This window comes from Halopenitus sp. POP-27, assembly GCF_029889855.1.
GTDB classification, from domain to species: domain Archaea; phylum Halobacteriota; class Halobacteria; order Halobacteriales; family Haloferacaceae; genus Halopenitus; species Halopenitus malekzadehii.
In genome coordinates this window covers 17,858-33,094 of sequence record NZ_JARANU010000005.1, presented here as the reverse complement: position 1 = coordinate 33,094, position 15,237 = coordinate 17,858, and the positions used below count along the sequence as shown (strand labels likewise).

The 15,237-nt window shown below is 67.1% G+C and carries 17 protein-coding genes; 6 read left to right on the top strand and 11 right to left on the bottom strand.

Going from position 1 to position 15,237, the window contains the following annotated elements:
- The first annotated feature begins 82 nt into the window (after positions 1–82).
- A complete protein-coding gene (locus OQF70_RS04515) occupies positions 83–2,236 on the top strand; it encodes a hydrogenase iron-sulfur subunit (protein ID WP_280536098.1) in 2,154 nt (717 codons plus the stop codon).
- A complete protein-coding gene (locus OQF70_RS04510) occupies positions 2,236–2,883 on the top strand; it encodes a molecular chaperone TorD family protein (RefSeq protein ID WP_280536097.1) in 648 nt (215 codons plus the stop codon). Before OQF70_RS04515 ends, OQF70_RS04510 begins: the two co-directional genes overlap by 1 nt.
- Positions 2,884–2,959: 76 nt before the next feature.
- On the opposite strand, the gene OQF70_RS04505 is transcribed toward OQF70_RS04510, so the two are convergent.
- The 4 genes from OQF70_RS04505 to OQF70_RS04490 form a co-directional block, all read right to left on the bottom strand.
- The gene (locus OQF70_RS04505) at positions 2,960–3,097 is read right to left on the bottom strand and encodes a hypothetical protein (RefSeq protein ID WP_177167428.1); all 138 of its coding nucleotides are present in this window, start codon (positions 3,095–3,097) and stop codon (positions 2,960–2,962) included.
- 100 nt (positions 3,098–3,197) lie between these two features.
- On the bottom strand, positions 3,198–3,530 hold the full coding sequence (locus OQF70_RS04500; protein WP_280536094.1) for a hypothetical protein: 333 nt from the start codon (positions 3,528–3,530) through the stop codon (positions 3,198–3,200).
- The gene (locus OQF70_RS04495; RefSeq protein ID WP_280536093.1) at positions 3,527–3,673 is read right to left on the bottom strand and encodes a hypothetical protein; all 147 of its coding nucleotides are present in this window, start codon (positions 3,671–3,673) and stop codon (positions 3,527–3,529) included. The genes OQF70_RS04500 and OQF70_RS04495 overlap by 4 nt, the downstream gene beginning before the upstream one ends.
- Positions 3,670–3,924, bottom strand: a complete 255-nt coding sequence (locus OQF70_RS04490; protein WP_280536092.1) for a hypothetical protein — start codon at positions 3,922–3,924, stop codon at positions 3,670–3,672. Before OQF70_RS04490 ends, OQF70_RS04495 begins: the two co-directional genes overlap by 4 nt.
- Positions 3,925–4,107: 183 nt before the next feature.
- Here OQF70_RS04490 and OQF70_RS04485 point away from each other — a divergent pair, with 183 nt between their 5' ends.
- Positions 4,108–4,257, top strand: coding sequence for a hypothetical protein (locus tag OQF70_RS04485; RefSeq protein ID WP_280536091.1), 150 nt, complete (start codon positions 4,108–4,110; stop codon positions 4,255–4,257).
- A gap of 83 nt (positions 4,258–4,340) precedes the next feature.
- Here OQF70_RS04485 and OQF70_RS04480 read toward each other — a convergent pair whose 3' ends face one another.
- From OQF70_RS04480 to OQF70_RS04470, 3 genes are all read right to left on the bottom strand, one after another.
- A complete protein-coding gene (locus OQF70_RS04480) occupies positions 4,341–5,246 on the bottom strand; it encodes a hypothetical protein (RefSeq protein ID WP_280536090.1) in 906 nt (301 codons plus the stop codon).
- 160 nt (positions 5,247–5,406) lie between these two features.
- Positions 5,407–6,891 (bottom strand): hypothetical protein, encoded by a 1,485-nt coding sequence (locus OQF70_RS04475; protein ID WP_280536089.1) that lies wholly within the window; start codon positions 6,889–6,891, stop codon positions 5,407–5,409.
- A 231-nt stretch (positions 6,892–7,122) separates the two neighbouring features.
- Positions 7,123–7,965 carry an MBL fold metallo-hydrolase gene (locus tag OQF70_RS04470; protein WP_280536088.1) on the bottom strand — a complete coding sequence of 281 codons (843 nt, stop codon included), beginning with the start codon at positions 7,963–7,965 and terminating at the stop codon, positions 7,123–7,125.
- A 122-nt stretch (positions 7,966–8,087) separates the two neighbouring features.
- Between OQF70_RS04470 and OQF70_RS04465 the strand changes: the two genes are divergently transcribed.
- Complete coding sequence (locus tag OQF70_RS04465; RefSeq protein ID WP_280536087.1) at positions 8,088–9,068, top strand: cysteine synthase family protein; 981 nt, start codon at positions 8,088–8,090, stop codon at positions 9,066–9,068.
- Between the two features lie 53 nt (positions 9,069–9,121).
- Here the strand turns inward: OQF70_RS04465 and OQF70_RS04460 are convergent, their stop codons facing one another.
- The 3 genes from OQF70_RS04460 to OQF70_RS04450 all read right to left on the bottom strand — a co-directional run bounded on the left by OQF70_RS04460 (position 9,122) and on the right by OQF70_RS04450 (position 10,919).
- Positions 9,122–9,535 (bottom strand): hypothetical protein, encoded by a 414-nt coding sequence (locus OQF70_RS04460; protein ID WP_280536086.1) that lies wholly within the window; start codon positions 9,533–9,535, stop codon positions 9,122–9,124.
- Positions 9,536–9,604: 69 nt separating this feature from the next.
- The gene (locus tag OQF70_RS04455; RefSeq protein ID WP_280536085.1) at positions 9,605–10,588 is read right to left on the bottom strand and encodes a hypothetical protein; all 984 of its coding nucleotides are present in this window, start codon (positions 10,586–10,588) and stop codon (positions 9,605–9,607) included.
- Between the two features lie 100 nt (positions 10,589–10,688).
- Positions 10,689–10,919, bottom strand: a complete 231-nt coding sequence (locus OQF70_RS04450) for a hypothetical protein (protein ID WP_280536084.1) — start codon at positions 10,917–10,919, stop codon at positions 10,689–10,691.
- Positions 10,920–11,048: 129 nt separating this feature from the next.
- Between OQF70_RS04450 and OQF70_RS04445 the strand changes: the two genes are divergently transcribed.
- Both OQF70_RS04445 and OQF70_RS04440 read left to right on the top strand, forming a co-directional pair.
- Positions 11,049–13,334 carry a PAS domain S-box protein gene (locus OQF70_RS04445; RefSeq protein WP_280536082.1) on the top strand — a complete coding sequence of 762 codons (2,286 nt, stop codon included), beginning with the start codon at positions 11,049–11,051 and terminating at the stop codon, positions 13,332–13,334.
- 98 nt (positions 13,335–13,432) lie between these two features.
- Positions 13,433–14,677: a PAS domain-containing sensor histidine kinase gene (locus OQF70_RS04440; protein WP_280536080.1), complete on the top strand. Its 1,245-nt coding sequence runs from the start codon at positions 13,433–13,435 to the stop codon at positions 14,675–14,677.
- 44 nt (positions 14,678–14,721) lie between these two features.
- On the opposite strand, the gene OQF70_RS04435 is transcribed toward OQF70_RS04440, so the two are convergent.
- Positions 14,722–15,177: a ferritin-like domain-containing protein gene (locus OQF70_RS04435; protein ID WP_092815355.1), complete on the bottom strand. Its 456-nt coding sequence runs from the start codon at positions 15,175–15,177 to the stop codon at positions 14,722–14,724.
- Positions 15,178–15,237 lie beyond the last annotated feature (60 nt).

Below are 15,237 nucleotides of genomic sequence, written 5' to 3'. Positions count from 1 at the left end.
TCGGTGACGGCGGTCGGTCGACGCCGTCCCATCGGTCGAATCGTCGCAAAACCTATATTCGTGGTAGCATTCAACATAGTCGATGAACGTAGGGGCATTCGTCTGCGGCTGTGGCGGTACCTGTGGGCTCGACCTCGAGGAGGTCCGAGAAGGCGTTCGAGACGTCGACATCGTCGCCTCCTCGGAACTGCTCTGTGAGGACGGCCTCGACGGCGTCGAACACGTCATCGACGAGTACGACCTCGACCAGCTCATCGTGACGGCCTCGGACGACCGCTGCCGACAGACGTTCCGTGAGGTGGTCGATCGAAGCGGGCTCCACCCGGACGCGGCCGAGTTCGTCAATCATCGCGAGGGTGCCGCCTGGGTCCACGACGCCGAGGCCGCGACCGACAAGACCGCCCGCCTGCTCAACGCGACCTATGCGGGCCTGCAGGAGGAATCCGTCTCCAGAACGGTTTCCCGGGAGGCGGGCGACCGGGTCGCGGTCGTCGGCGACCCCGAAACGGCGGCCGCCCTCGCCGAGTCGGCGGACGTGACCCTCGTCGCCAACGGTCGCGAGTTGCGGAACGTCGACATCGATCTGGACGACGTCGACGTGGCTCGCGGCGAGGTCGTCGCCGTCGACGGGCGGTTCGGTGAGTTCGAACTCACCCTCGACTCGCGGGTCACTGAAGCCTGCATCGACTGTCTGGAGTGCGTGCGAGAGGGTCCCGACGGCGTCACCGCACGCCCCGTCCAGATCCCGGTCGATGCCCCCGATGGTGAGTGGACCGACGTGTGCCCGACCGACGCCATCGACATGGAAGGGACGACCCGCCGGATCGCCGCCGACCAGGTCATCCGTCCCGGCGCCGATCCGGAGACCCGCGGCGGTCGCGTGGGCTACTACACCGGCCCCACCGACGCCGCCACGATCGCGGCCGTCGAATCCCACCTCGGCGGCATCGAGAAACCCGCCTTCCTCGATCTGGAGATGGACGTCTGTGCCGCAGGTGCCTCCTCCCAGCAGGGGTGTACCGCCTGCACGGACGCGTGTCCGCACGACGCGGTGGGTCGGCCGTCGATCGATTCCGTCGAGTTCGACGAGGTGGCCTGTCAGAACTGCGGCGCCTGCACCTCGGCGTGTCCCACCGGCGCCACCCAGCTTCGGGAGCCCTCGAACCGGCGAATCGCTCGCGAAGTCGAGGCCCTTCTCACGGCGGAAAACGACGACGGCGGCTGGCTGTTCAACCGGGGGTCGAGCGGCATCGACCAGCCGGTCGTCGCCTTCGTCTGCTCGGAACGGGCCGCCGACCGACTGCGCGAATACGGCCGCCGGGCGGCACTCGATGAGGACGTCACCTATCCGCCGGTGCTTCCCGTGGAAGTCAACTGCACCGACACGGTCGGGGAGGCCCACGTCATGCACGCGCTGGCCGCCGGCGCCGACGGCGTCGCGATCGTCGGCTGTGGCGGTTCGTGTCTCCATTCCGGTCCGGACCCGAAGGCCGAACTCGTCGAGCGCCTGAACCGCGCGACCGCGGACCTCGGCCTCGGCGAGCGCGTCGGCTTCTTTGCACCCGGGGCCGACGACCCCGGCCAGTTCATCGAGGAACTCTCCATGTTCGTCGTCGAGCGCCTCGACGAGTCACCGATCCCCGCGGGCGAACACGAGGCGGAGGGCACCATCGAGGGCGACGTCGACCGTCCGGCGTTCGCCTCCCACGCGTGGACCCTCGAATCCGTTCGCACGCTCCTCGAACACGTCGATCCCGACCGGACGGTCATTCGCGGCCTGAAGGACTTCGGCTGGATGGACGTCTCCGACGCCTGTAACCTCACGCCGACCTGTACGAACCTGTGTCCGACCAATGCGGTCCAGCGGACGGACGAGGGCGATCTACTCTTCAACCACGAACGCTGTGTCAACTGCGGCCTTTGTGAGGAGGGGTGTCCCGAGACGGCGATCACGATGCGCGACGGTCTCGACCTGTCGCTGCTGCCCGAGAACCGGGAGGGGATGGCCGACGGCGTGTCGGCCGACCTCGGGGCGGCGTGGACGCGCGTCTACGAGGGTGAGATGCAGGAGTGTGTTCGCTGTGGCAAACCCTTCGCCTCCGCAGGAACCATCGACACGATCCGCGAGGAGGTCGGCGAGGCCGTCGACGGTATCGCACCGGAGTCACCGCATTCGGTCTTCGAGTACTGCGGCGACTGTCGAACGCATCTGCTGTTCGAACGAGGTGACTACTGATGGACGAAACCACAATATACGAGGCACGGCTGGAAGTGATCGATTTCCTCATCGAGGTGTTCTATGACGCACCCAGCGAGGAGTTCCTCGGGGAGCTGTTCTCCGATGCGGTGACCCTTCCCGAAGACGAGATCAACGAGCCGATGGACCGTGGCTTCGGGCGGCTCGAGGCGTTCATCGAAGCCAACCGGTCACGGTCGGTCGCGGACGTCGCCGACGATCTCCGGACGGAGTACACCCGGCTGTTCGTGGGACCACGACCGCCGGCACTCCCCCACGAGACCTACTACCGCGAGGACACCGAGTTCATCGGTGAGGGACTCGTGGAGCTGGAGGCGGACTACTCGGCGGCCGGCTGGACGCCTCACGAGGACTACCCCGAGGAGAACGACCACCTCGCCGTCGAACTCGCGTTCCTCCGGAATCTCGTCGATCGCCAACGGCGTGGCGAGGAGGCGGCGTTCGGCTACGAGCGAGTGTTCCTCGACGAACACGTCGGACGATGGAACGAGGCGTTCCTCGAAACGGTTCGAGAGGAACTCGACGAGCCGGACGCCGAGGCGAACCTCTTTCTCGCCGCTTCGGAGGTGTTCGTCGGTCTCATCGAGTTCGAGGACGAACTCGTCGCCCAGCAGGTACCGAGCTAGCCAGCAGGTACCGCCGCGACGTCCCGTGGGTCGAGGGTAAAAAGCCCCGTCATCAGTCGTATTCGCCGTGGAACGGCTAGTCGTTCAGAGAGACGTCGCCGTCGACCTCGCCGGTATGGAGTTCGTTCGGCCAGACGCCGTGGTCCCATACCTCGAACCCGTTGAACGTCTCGGTTGCACCCGTGGGACGCCATTCACCGTCCTTGTGTGACATACTGAAGCATACTTGGGGCGGCGTATTAAGAGTTGTGTGGGCCCGCCGGATGCCGTTGGGTGGTCGACGTGGTGGCTGGCGGGATGGTCGGGTCCGTTTCTCACGTCGGCGGCGCGTTCGAGGGGCGCTCCTCGTCCTCGAGGAAGACGCGTGCGAACAGGTCGACGTGGAGCGCGAGCACGTCCGACTCGTCGAGTCCCTTCGCGGCCGCCTGTCGCTCGAGGAAGGTCGCCAACGCGTCGGTCGGCTCGAGGTGGACGGTCCGACCGTCGACCTCGAAGTCGACCTCGTTGGCGCCGGCGACGAGGTGTTCGACCTCCAGCAGCGCCTGTTCGACCTTGGTTTCGAGCGCCTCGTCCCGGTCCTCCAACCGGGCCTCGCCCCACTCCTCGGCGGCCGCGACGAGGCGGTCGCTAGCCTCGAAGGAGATCAAAACGACACCCCCTCCTCGGCCTCGAAGGCGGTCTCCCAGACGGTCTCCTCCTCACAGACCGGACACCGCTGTCGGAGTGCCGATCGCTCCATCCTCGTGAAGTCACCCATCTGCCCGCATTCGGTGCATTCGAAGTACGTCATGTTGGCGGCCAACTCTCCGGCGCCGGCTCCTCTTCACCCAGTTCGCCGAACAGCGCGACCAACAGCACGACGAGGGCCCCGAGCACGATGAGCCCGATCACCCCGCCAACCGCCGACCGACCGACGTAGTCCATCGCCGTCCACTCGATCAGTCCGAGAACCTCGAACCAGACGACGACCGTCCAGATGGCGACTGCGAGGGCCCCGATCGTTATCCACCGAGTCTGCTGGAACGCGGTTCTAATTCCCATGGTACCTACCCACATTCACGTGGGACGGGAAGGGTAAAAAATGTATTCACTGCTTGCCCCAACACATATATCGCTTCGTCCGGTAGACGGACCACCGATGGCTCACCGGGCCGCTGCGGTACCCGGGATCGGGGACGAGCGTATCGACGACCATCCGGACACCGGTGAGCCGAGGATCGAGACATGCCCTGGGGAGTACATACGGAGTTCACCGACGAGGAGGGACCGGACGTGGAGATCGACGAGGACCAGGAGGTCGTCGACCGGGGTGAAACGGGCTCGGAAACCACCGAGACGTTCGACATCGACGACGCGATCTCGAATCTGGATTGACCGGGGCCCGGTCCTGTTTTTCCTGCGGACCCCGATCGACGTGCCCGTCAACCGGAGTTGGGAGCGCTACCGATCGGCTACAGTTACACCGAGAGCACCGACTCCGCCTCCTCACGCACCAACCGGTCGCGGACGCGATCGATCGTCGTCGACGCCTCGGCCGCGTTGGCCATCAGGACGGTCTCGCTGGGGAAGAGGTGTTCCCCGAGGACGAGCCCGTGTTCGCGGGCGGTCGATCCCGTAACCGTCAGATAGACGCCGATGCCGGTCTCGGCGATCGCCGCCTCCTCCTCGTCGGCGTCCCGTGCGGGATACGTAAAGGAGACGTCCCGGGTCGCGTCGGTCCCGAGCACGGCGGTGACCAACCGCTCGTACCGCGGGGAGATACAGAGGTCGCCCTCGTAGGTCTCGACGAACGACCGGTCGAGATCGGCGCCGGCAGGGAGGAGCTCCGGCGTCGCCATCAACGTGTGATACACGGTGTCACCGAGACCAGTCACGACGCGTACGTCAGATTCCTGGGGATCGATCCGCGTGTTGACGTCGTCGAGCCCGGCCACGCCGGAGGGACGGAGATCGACGACCTCCTCCAAGACGAGGTCAGCCGAGTCGAACCCCAGCGCGAACTCGTGGGTGCGGAGCGCGCGGAAGGGCTCCTCACGGCCGACCAGATGCACCGGCACGTCGCCGACGTCGACGATGACGGAGTCGAAGACGATCCGACGCGGCATTCCGTCGCGGTCGTCCCGAAGCAGGGTGTATTCGGGTGCGTACGGATCCGCCGGCGACGAGTAGGCCGCGAGTCGCTCGTAGGGACCACGGGACTCCTCGACGCCGCCTTTCGTCACGGCCTTTTCGTACCGAAGGGTCGAACTGACGTCGTCGGCAAGCGACTCGGCGTCCGCCCCCACCACACTCGCGACGCGTTCCAACACGGCCTCAAGCGGGCGCCCCTTCCTGGGAACGGCGATCGGTACCGGCGTAGTCATCGGCGGTACTCCGCGTTCGAGGGTCAAACGGGTTGCGGAACGCGTCCCAGTGTCGGACGGCGCGATCGGTCCGTCCGTTCATCCCCACCCGCCATCCGTTCACCCACCATCCGTTCACCCGCCCACCGTCCACACCCCGTCGCGGACGCCTCGAACGGCCTTAGGTTCCGAACGCGTCGCTGAGGCGGTCGCGGAACGCCTCGAGCTCGGCCAGCTCGTCGTCGATCCGGTCAATCTCCGACTCGAGCGTCTCGACGTCGCCATCGACGTCCTCGAGGTCGTGGACGCGCGTGTCCAGATCGGCGATGTCGCTCCGAACGTCGCCCATCTCCTCGTCCAGTACGGCGACGGTTCCGTCAACGTCTTCGACGGTCGCCTCGAGATCCGTGACGGTCGTTTCGAGGTCGGAAACGGTCGGCTCGATGGACTCGACGTCCGCCACCCGGTCCTCGAGGTCGGCGACGTCGTCGAGGGCGTCATCGAGCGTCCCCTCGACCGCGTCGAGGTCCTTCCGAACCGATCGGCGGGCGTCGGCGGCCTCATCGATCCGGGCTTCGGCCGCGTCGAGCGCAGTCGCCACGTCCTCGACCTGCTCGCGGGTCGACTCCAGCACCTCCGTGGCCGTCCCCTCCTCGTCGATGAACTCCTCGAGCGCGTCCGCGTAGGCGGCCAGATCCTCCATGCGCGACTGGAGCCGACTGATCCGGACGTCGACGCTGCGCGGCGTCCCCAGGTCGAGTTCCTCCCGGAGGGTTTCGAGGTCCGCCTCGGGAACGTCGCCCGACCGGATCTCGGCCGCGAGCGCCGACGCGACGGAGACGTCCACCGCGCCGGTTTCCTCGTCGGGCTCATTGGGCTCGTCGTCGATCGTCCCGGGGTCGTCAGCTCCGGCATCGTCGGTCGTGGCGTCTGCATCGGCGGCATCTGCATCGGCGGCGTCGGCAGCAGCGGCGTCGGTATCGGCCTCAGCCTCCGTGTCATCGTCGGCACCCTCTCCGGCGTTCCGGCCGTCGACGGTGACGGACGTCGCGGCGGTAACCGCGGGCGACGTGTCGGCATCCATCGAGTTCGGCGACGGCGCCTCGTCCCCTCCGTCGGCCGCATCGGCGTCGGCGGCGTCGGCAGCAGTGTCGGCGTCGGCGGCGGGAGCCACGTCGGCGTCCGTGTGACCGTCGACCGCCGGTCGTCCCTCGTCCTCCATCCCGGGCAGCGAGTCGCGGTCGCCGGCGACGACCTCCCGAACCGGGTCGTTCCCGTCGGCGCCGAGGACGTCCTCGATCGATTCGCCCTCCGGGACGTGATCGACCGTCGGCGGTGTCAGAAACGCGTCGGAGTCGATCCCGTCACCGCGGATCCCGAAGACGGTTCGGACGGTTGCACCCGGTTCCAGAAGGCGATCGAACTCGACCCGGTGATCGCTGTATGCGGTCCAGTGCTCGCTCCCGAAATCCGGGTGGAACCCGACCCGCTCCATCGGAAAGTCGTCGGGGATCGTGTCCGTCAGCCGGACCCGGACCGGCTCCGACCGGTTCGACTCGACCCGGAAGGTGACTGCGGGGACCGGAAACTCGTCGGTCGCGAACGACTTCTCGACGGTAATCCCGTCGGCTTCGACGACGCGTTCGGACCGTTGGGGATCGCTCATAGGCAAGGGGTTCGTTACCAGCCTCTTAAATCGCACGGGGAAACTATCAACGACGAGAACTGCGTGACCATCGGGAGGCTGCGGGACTGGAGGTGGACTGCGGGACTGGAGGTGGACTGCGGGACTGGAGGTGGACTGCGGGACTGGAGGTGGACTGCGGGACTGGAGGTGGCCTGCGGAACTGGAGGTGGACTGCGGACCGAGGGGAGGTCGTTGCTGGGACGCCGACGACTAGAGATCGACGCGATCGCCGATCTCGACGAGCTCGAGGCGTCGTGGGTGGTCGAAGCTCCGGACGTGGGGGTACAACGCGGTCGGGTCCGCCGTCAGTCCCTTCCACATGTCCCAATGGGTCGGCAGCAGTCGGTCGATCTCCAGCGTGTTCGCGGCGTCGACGATCTCCGTCTCGTCCGAATACCACTTGGTGTGTTTCGGCTCCCGCGTCTCCTTGTCCGGAATCGTGCCGGCCGACCCGAACGCGAGGATCCCCAGATCGATGTCGTAGGCGTCGCCGATTTCGGCGAACGAGTCCGTCGGCTTGGTGTCCCCGCCGTGGAAGATCGTTCCCGAGTCGTGTTCGATGACGTAGCCGACCGGATGAGTCGCGTCGGGATCGTTGACGGGGACGACGTCGACGGCGAACTCGCCGACGCGGAGCGTGTCTCCCTCCGTGATCGCCGTGAACTGGTCGGTCGAGACGTCCCAGTCGTCGGCCCACGCCTCCTCCTCGGCGACCGCAAGCGAGTCGTCGGGCGCGATCAACTCGGCGTCGGTGTTCGCCAGGATCGGCGCCTGGGAGGGCCCGTGTGCGTGGTCGCTGTGTTCGTGGGTGATGAACAGCGCGTCGCCGACGGTCACGTCGGTCGGATCGAACGGCACGGGGATCATCCGGGTCGTCCGCGGCGGGTCGCCGATTCCCAGGTAGGGATCGATCCACAGCACCGTCCCGTCGGATCCCTTGATCGCGAAGCCGTTGCAGCCGAGATACCACAGCGCGACCGTCTCGGGGTCGGCGTCCTCGATCGCGCGAGGCAGCCAGTCGCCCCAGTCGGACTCGCCGAGAGCGTGCGTCATACCGCAGCCTGCGGTCGGTAGCTCCCTAACCGTTGCGAAGGCGAGCGCCGGGACGGTACCGATGGCGACACGCCACCGGCGCGATGGAAACCTACACAAGCCGCCACGTCCTTCCTTCCGGTATGACTGCCTTTCGGGAGCCGCTGTCGTCGGTGAACGAGGCGATCGGCGAGACGCCGCTCGTCCGCGTTCACGACTCGCCGGACGCGGCGCCGGTGTACGCGAAGCTGGAGTCGTTCAACCCGGGTGCCAGCATCAAGGACCGGATCGGGAAGTATATGCTCGAACGGCTGCTCGAACGCGGCGACGTCGATCCCGGCGGCACGGTCATCGAACCGACCGCCGGCAACACGGGGATCGGGATCGCCGTCGCGGCCGGCCGGCTCGACCTGGAAGCGGTGTTCGTCGTCCCCGAGCGCTTTTCCGTCGAGAAACAGCAGTTGATGCGTGCGCTCGGCGCCGAGGTCATCAACACGCCCAGCGAGGAGGGGATGGGCTACGCGATCGAACGCGCGCACGCGCTCGCGAAGGAACTCGACAACGCGATCGTGCCCGAGCAGTTCTCGAACCCGCTCAACGCCGAGGCCCACTACGAGACCACCGCACCCGAGATCGACGCGGCGCTCGACGGCGAGGTCGGCGCCGTCGTCGTCGGCTGTGGCACCGGGGGGACGCTGATGGGGCTGGCCGAGTACTTCCTCGAACGCGATCCGAACACCCACATCGTCGCGGTCGAGCCCGAGGGGTCCGCCTACCGCGAGTTCTTCGACGAGGACGTTCCCCACGAGGCGTACAAGACCGAGGGGATCGGCACCCACGACATCGAGACGAACGACCTCTTTGACCCGGACCTCGTCGACGAGATCGCGACGATCCCGGACCGCGACACCCACGAGGAGATGTCCCGGCTCGCCGCCGAGGAGGGCCACCTCGTCGCCTCCTCATCGGCCGCCAACAGCGTGGCCGCCCGGGAGATCGCCGACCGGATCGACCGCGGCGACCTCGCGGTCCCCCACGATACCGTCGTCACCGTGTTTCCCGACTCCTCCGAGCGATACCTCTCGAAGGGAGTCTATCGCGACTACGAGGAGTGGGAGGGATAGGAGTCACGGGACGGAACGCCCGGTGGGAAACGACGGGATGGCGGTGAGGTTCCCTACTCGGCGGAGCCCGTATACAGCACGACCGCGACCGCGGCCAACACGAGTTCGGCGGCCTTCGCGACGACGGCGAGCGGGTTGAGGCTGCCCTGCATGTAGAAGGCGTCGACGCCGACGCCCTGGAACCCGAAGAACGCGACGACCGTCACGACGGCGTACGCGGCGGCCACGAGGAACAGTTCCCGTCGCCAGTACGTGGTCAGGTACACACCGATCCCGCCGAGGAACCCGAGTCCGTTGAGCAGGAAGAGAACGCCGAGCATTCGGTTGAACGCGAGCACGTTCGACCCGAGCAACAGGTGGACGATGCCCGTGACGGCGGCCGCGACGATGGCGACGTATCCGATCGGGGTCGCGGGGAGGGTCAGGCTCGATCCGTCGGCGGTGGACCCGCTTTGGGTGGCACTCATACTCACGGGTACAACTACCACGGTAATCAATCCCGGGGACGTATCCTCCTCCGTGATGCTCCGAAACAGTCACCGCCCCGTGATCCGGCGGCCGCTCTCGCCCAGGCCGTGGACGATCTCCCGGCACCGCGTACACCGGCGGACGCCGGCGGCGATCCGGGTGAATCCGGTCCCGAGCTCGTTGCCGTGGTCGACGCCCCACGGAAGCTTGCAAGCGGGACAGCGCCGGGGGTGGTGTTTGGCCGGCGGTCCCCGGTCGACGTCGGCGCTCGGCGTCGTCAGGTAGTCCTTGTGGCGCCGGATACTCATCGAGATCTCCGCGATCGCGGCCCCCGAGAGCCGTTCCTGCAGTACGTCCAGCTGTCTGCAGACCCGCCGATACCGTTCGACGATCTCGTCGGGGTCGAGGTCGCCGATCGGTTCCTCGAGGTCCACGTCCTCGAGCCGTCCCTCGTCGAGTGGATCGGAATCGGTGCCGTCGCGTGCGTCCGGTCGGTGCAGCCATCCCGGTTGTTCCACCGCATCGGTGGCGGTTCCATCGTCCCCGGCGTCGTCGTCGGCGCTCCGAGCAGCGGTGCCAGAGCCGGAATCGCCATCGGCTCCGGTGGGTTCATCCGGTACGTCCCGCCGGCGCCAGACGAACGCCGCGTTCAGGTCGTAGAACTTCCGGAGTGCGCTGCTGTACATCCCGTACGCGAGCCGGCGATCCACCGCCTCCTGCAGTTCGGCCTTCATCACCGGCCGCTGGAGGCACTCGTCGTAGTCGGCCTCGTGCTCGTCGGGCGACGTCGATCGGGACACCACGCCGACGAGCTGACAGTACGGGTTTCGCGTGAGCAGCTGCGTGCGGACCTCCTCGCCGGAGTCATCGAGTGCCGTCACGGAGAGACACGCGACCGCGACGGTGGCGTCGAACGCGGCGGCGACATCGTCGGGATCGGCAACAGTCCGGACCTCGATCCCCTCGAGCCAGCTCTCGAAGAGGCCTCGCAGCGTGTACGACTCCTCGAGTACAAGCACCGAGTAGTCGTCGACGAGATCAAGGTCGGCCATCTTCGGATCCCCCTCGAACCTGTCACAGGGTTGGTCGTGCGGGGGATATAGTTCACGGTCAGCGCGAGATCCGCACCGGATGATTCGAGATCAGCCCCGGTCACTTGCGCTGCCAGACGTACACGGCGATCACGATCACGCCGCCGAATCCCGTGGTGTACGTAAGCACGCCGGCCGCGAGCGCCCAGACGACGGCGTACTCCTCATCGCGGGCGGTCGCGTCGGCGTAGACCCAGTAGGCCACGCCGATCGAGACGACGAGCCAGAGGACGATGAGCGCGAGGATCACCGCTTCGGGACCGACCGGAACGCCGAACTGGAGGGGCGGCATACGCGCGAATCGGTGGTATCACGGCAAAAAGCCATCGGCAGATCGGTCCCGCGGGACTGGCCGCTCCGGAACCGATACCGGATCACGATGGGGAACCACTATTACGTTGTCGGCACGATACGTCGGGATATGGATCCCCCCATCCAGGTGCTACACGTCGACGACGACCCGGCGTTCCTCGAGATGGCGGCGACGTTCCTGGAGCGGGAGAGCGACGCGATCGAGGTGGTCACCGCCACGAGCGTCTCCGAGGGCCACGCCGTGTTCGACGAGCGGTCGATCGACTGCATCGTCTCGGACCACGACATGCCCGGCCGAAACGGGATCGAGTTCCTGGAGTCGGTGCGTGCGTCGTCCCCGGAGGTTCCGTTCATCCTCTTTACGGGCAAGGGCTCCGAGTCGGTCGCGAGCGAGGCCGTCTCCGCCGGAGTCACCGACTATCTCCAGAAGGAGTCCGGCACCGACCAGTACACGATCCTCGCGAACCGGGTCGAGAACGCCGTCGATAGGTACCGCGCCCGGCGGTCTGCACGGGCACAGCAACGGCGCCTCGAGACGCTCGTCGACAACGTCCCCGGCGTCGTCTACCGCTGTCGGAACGAGCCGGGCTGGCCGATGGAGTCGATCGAGGGGGAGTGTGAATCGCTCACCGGGTATTCGGCCGACCGGATCGAGTCCGGCGACCTCACCTGGGGCCACGACGTGGTCCACCCCGCCGATCGGGAGGACGTCTGGGAGACGGTCCAGACGTCGATCGCGGTCGGCGAGCCGTTCGAGGAGACGTACCGGATCCGGACCGCCGCGGACGAGACCCGGTGGGTCTGGGAGCGGGGTCGCGGCGTGTCCGTCGACCACGAGGTGGACGAGGTGGCAGTCGCCCGCGAGGCCGAGATCGGTGACGATGCGGCCGTTCTCGAGGGGTTCATCACCGACATCACCGAGTCGAAGCGCCGGGAGCGCCGCTTCGAGGCGATCGTCGAGAACACCTCCCAATTCACCGGTCTGTTGGACCCCGACGGGACGATCATCGAGGCCAACGAGTCGGCGCTCGCGTTCGCCGGCGTCGACCGTGACGAGGTGCTCGGAACGCCGCTGTGGGAGGGCCCGTGGTTCACGGAGTCCGATCGTGCCCGGCGTATCGCCCGGGAGGCGGTCGACACGGCCCGCGACGGCAACCCGTATCACGCCGAGGTCGCGATCAGCGGCGCCGACGAGTCGGCGATCATCGACTTCACCGTACACCCGGTTACGGACGCGGACGGTGAGGTGACGCTGTTGATCCCGGAGAGCCGTGACATCACGGCCCTGAAGGAGCGTGAACGCGAACTTCGGCGGTTCCGGCGTCGGTTCGAGGCGGTGTTCGACGATCCCGCCGTGTTGGTCGGACTCCTCGCACCGGACGGGACCGTACGCTCGGTGAACTCGACCGCGCTCGGGTACGTCGAGGTCGACCACGAGGACCTGGTCGGCGAACCGTTCCCCGAAACGCCCTGGTGGCCCGAGGATCGTCGCGAGGACGTCCGTGAGTGGGTCGCGGCCGCCGCCGCGGGCGAGTACGTGGAGTTCGATGCCGTCCACGCCGCCACGGATGACGGTCCGTTCTCCGTCGAGGGAACGTTTCGACCGGTCGTCTCGGAGGGTGATGTGAACCACACGGACGGCGACGTCACCGGCATCGTCGTTTCCGCAAAGGACGTGACGGAGCGGCGCCAGCGTGAGCGCGAACTCAAACACCACGCCGAGCGATTCGACGAGTTCGCGAGCGTCGTCTCACACGACCTCCAGAGCCCGATCACCGCCGTTCAGGGACGGCTCGAGCTCGCGCTTGAGACCGGCGACCTCGAGCACGTCGAGCGGGCTGCCGAGGCCATCGACCGCGTGGACGCCCTTCGAGCCGACCTCGCAGAGACGCTGCAGACCGGCGAGATCGTCTCCGAGACGGAGACGGTCCCGCTCGCGGACGCGGTCGAGGATGCCGTCACCGCGGTCGATCCGCCCGACTCGATGGCGATCGACGTCCCGGACTCGGTCGACGTCGAGGCCGATCCCGACGCGTTCGCACGCCTCCTCGAGAACCTCCTGCGGAACTCGATCGAGCATAGCTCGACCAACCCCCGCTCGCACGCTCGCGAGGACGCAGCCGAGCATACCGACGGCGACGACGTTACCGTCCGGTTCGATCGACTCCGCGAGGGAGGAGCGACCGGCTTCGTCTACGAGGACGACGGTCCGGGGATCGATCCGGCGGACCGTGACCGGGTGTTCTCACCCGGATTCTCGACGAAGGACGGTGAGTCCGGAAGCGGGATGGGAATGACGAGCGTCCGGCAGATCGTGACCGCCCACGACTGGTCGATCCGGATCGCGGACGCGGACGTCCTCGATGGGGCCCGGTTCGAGATCCGGACCGACTGACGGCCCCGGTCTGCAGCGCTCACACGGCGAACCGGTCCATCATCCGACATATCGGCAAGCGTTTACGGCTCCGGTAGAAAGGGAGGTATCAGTGGAGAATGGGACGGAACACGGGATCGGACACGGGTGGTAACGCGGACGCCGACGACGCGATGCCCGCGGACGTGACCGCGCTCCCGGTCGATGAGGGGGAGTTCTATCGGACGCTGGTGGAGAACGCCGCGGAGGGGATGTTGACGATCAACGCCGACAGCCGGATCGTCTACGCGAACCCGGCGATCGAGGACATCCTCGGCTACACTCCCGAGGAGCTCGTCGGCAGCTCGAAGATGCGGATCATCCCCGAACGCCTCCGGCCGGTCCACGGAGCGGCGCTCGCGTCCTACGTCGAAACCGGGGAACGCAACATCGACTGGGACGGCGTCGAACTCCCGGCGCTGCACAAGGACGGCCACGAGGTACCGACGCTCATCAGCCTCCGGGAACATCGCCACGACGGCGACCAGTATTTCACGGGGATCGTCCGGGGCATCACCGACCGAAAACGGCGAGAACGCGAACTTCGCCGGCGCAAGGACCGGCTCGACGAGTTCGCGGACGTCCTGGCACACGACATTCGGAACCCGCTGTCGGTCGCACAGGGCTACACCGAACTCGTCCGGGAGGACCACGATGCGCCCGAACTCGACCGCGTCGTCGACTCGCTCGGGCGCATCGAGGAACTGATCGACGACCTGCTGGCGCTCTCGAAGGAGGGTGCCCTGATCGGCGACACCGCCCCGGTTGATCTCGCGGACTGCGTCCGGGAGTCGTGGAACGGCGTCGACACCGGCGACGCGGAACTCCGGATCGAGGCGCCGCTGGGAACGATCGACGCCGACCGAAGCCGGCTGCGTGACCTCCTCGAGAACCTCTTTCGGAATTCCGTCGAGCATAGCTCGACAAGCCCCCACTCGCAGGCTCGCGAGAATTCCGTCGAGCATAGCTCGACGAACCCCCGCTCGCAGGCTCGCGGGGATTCCGTCGAACACGGCGACGAAGCCGTCACCATCACGGTCGGGCTGCTCCCGGATGGGTCAACGGGTAAACCGCCGGACGGCTTCTACATCGCGGACGACGGACCAGGTATCCCTGACTCGATCCGCGGGGAGATCTTCGACCGCGGCTACTCGACACGGGACGGCGGGACGGGATACGGTCTCGCGATCGTTCGCGGCATCGCGGAGGCACACGGCTGGACGGTCTCGCTGGCGCCGCACGAGAAACCCGAATCCGGAACCGGCGCGCGGTTCGAGTTTCGGAACGTCGAATTCGTCTCCGTGGACGCCTCACCGAAGCGGTAGACGTCCGGTCGGAGCGGTGGACGCCTCGCCGAAACGGTGGCTGCTCAGTCGGACCGGTACTCCTTCTCGAACCCGCGGAACTCGGTGCGGTGGGCCTCCTCCTCGGCGAGGATCGTCACGGCGAGGTCCTCGGTGACCGGGTCGTTCGCGTCCTCGGCCGCGTCGATGAGGTCGCGGTAGGTGTCGATCGCGTCCTCCTCGGCGTCGAGTACCCCACGGATGACCGAGAGGACGTCCGTGGAGTCCGCGGGCGGCTGGAGGGAGTCCTGGCGGGCCGTGAACTCTGCGGACCCCGGCGGTCGGGCGTCCAGCTGTTTGAGCCGCTGGCCCAGCTGTTCGGCGTGGGCAAGCTCCTCCTGGATGTCGACTTGCAGACTCTCCTTGATCTCCTCGGCGCGCACGCCATCGAGGACGATCGCGTTCGTCTGGTAGTTCATCACCGTCTCGATCTCGTCGCTATACGCCTTCCGGAGCAGCTCGATGACGCGGTCGTTTGACATACGATCGATCGTTTCGGCCGCGGGGTAATGGGTGTTCTGGCGAAGCCAAATCCCGGGGCA

Excerpts from the sequence above, each read along its gene's own strand:
- OQF70_RS04445 (WP_280536082.1), top strand. The coding sequence starts at position 11,049 with ATGGATCCCCCCATCCAGGTGCTACACGTCGACGACGACCCGGCGTTC.
- OQF70_RS04485 (WP_280536091.1), top strand. The coding sequence starts at position 4,108 with ATGCCCTGGGGAGTACATACGGAGTTCACCGACGAGGAGGGACCGGAC.
- OQF70_RS04490 (WP_280536092.1), bottom strand. The coding sequence starts at position 3,924 with ATGGGAATTAGAACCGCGTTCCAGCAGACTCGGTGGATAACGATCGGG.
- OQF70_RS04480 (WP_280536090.1), bottom strand. The coding sequence starts at position 5,246 with ATGACTACGCCGGTACCGATCGCCGTTCCCAGGAAGGGGCGCCCGCTT.
- OQF70_RS04465 (WP_280536087.1), top strand. The coding sequence starts at position 8,088 with ATGACTGCCTTTCGGGAGCCGCTGTCGTCGGTGAACGAGGCGATCGGC.
- OQF70_RS04440 (WP_280536080.1), top strand. The coding sequence starts at position 13,433 with ATGGGACGGAACACGGGATCGGACACGGGTGGTAACGCGGACGCCGAC.
- OQF70_RS04510 (WP_280536097.1), top strand. The coding sequence starts at position 2,236 with ATGGACGAAACCACAATATACGAGGCACGGCTGGAAGTGATCGATTTC.
- OQF70_RS04450 (WP_280536084.1), bottom strand. The coding sequence starts at position 10,919 with ATGCCGCCCCTCCAGTTCGGCGTTCCGGTCGGTCCCGAAGCGGTGATC.
- OQF70_RS04515 (WP_280536098.1), top strand. The coding sequence starts at position 83 with ATGAACGTAGGGGCATTCGTCTGCGGCTGTGGCGGTACCTGTGGGCTC.
- OQF70_RS04435 (WP_092815355.1), bottom strand. The coding sequence starts at position 15,177 with ATGTCAAACGACCGCGTCATCGAGCTGCTCCGGAAGGCGTATAGCGAC.
- OQF70_RS04475 (WP_280536089.1), bottom strand. The coding sequence starts at position 6,891 with ATGAGCGATCCCCAACGGTCCGAACGCGTCGTCGAAGCCGACGGGATT.
- OQF70_RS04495 (WP_280536093.1), bottom strand. The coding sequence starts at position 3,673 with ATGACGTACTTCGAATGCACCGAATGCGGGCAGATGGGTGACTTCACG.
- OQF70_RS04460 (WP_280536086.1), bottom strand. The coding sequence starts at position 9,535 with ATGAGTGCCACCCAAAGCGGGTCCACCGCCGACGGATCGAGCCTGACC.
- OQF70_RS04470 (WP_280536088.1), bottom strand. The coding sequence starts at position 7,965 with ATGACGCACGCTCTCGGCGAGTCCGACTGGGGCGACTGGCTGCCTCGC.
- OQF70_RS04455 (WP_280536085.1), bottom strand. The coding sequence starts at position 10,588 with ATGGCCGACCTTGATCTCGTCGACGACTACTCGGTGCTTGTACTCGAG.
- OQF70_RS04505 (WP_177167428.1), bottom strand. The coding sequence starts at position 3,097 with ATGTCACACAAGGACGGTGAATGGCGTCCCACGGGTGCAACCGAGACG.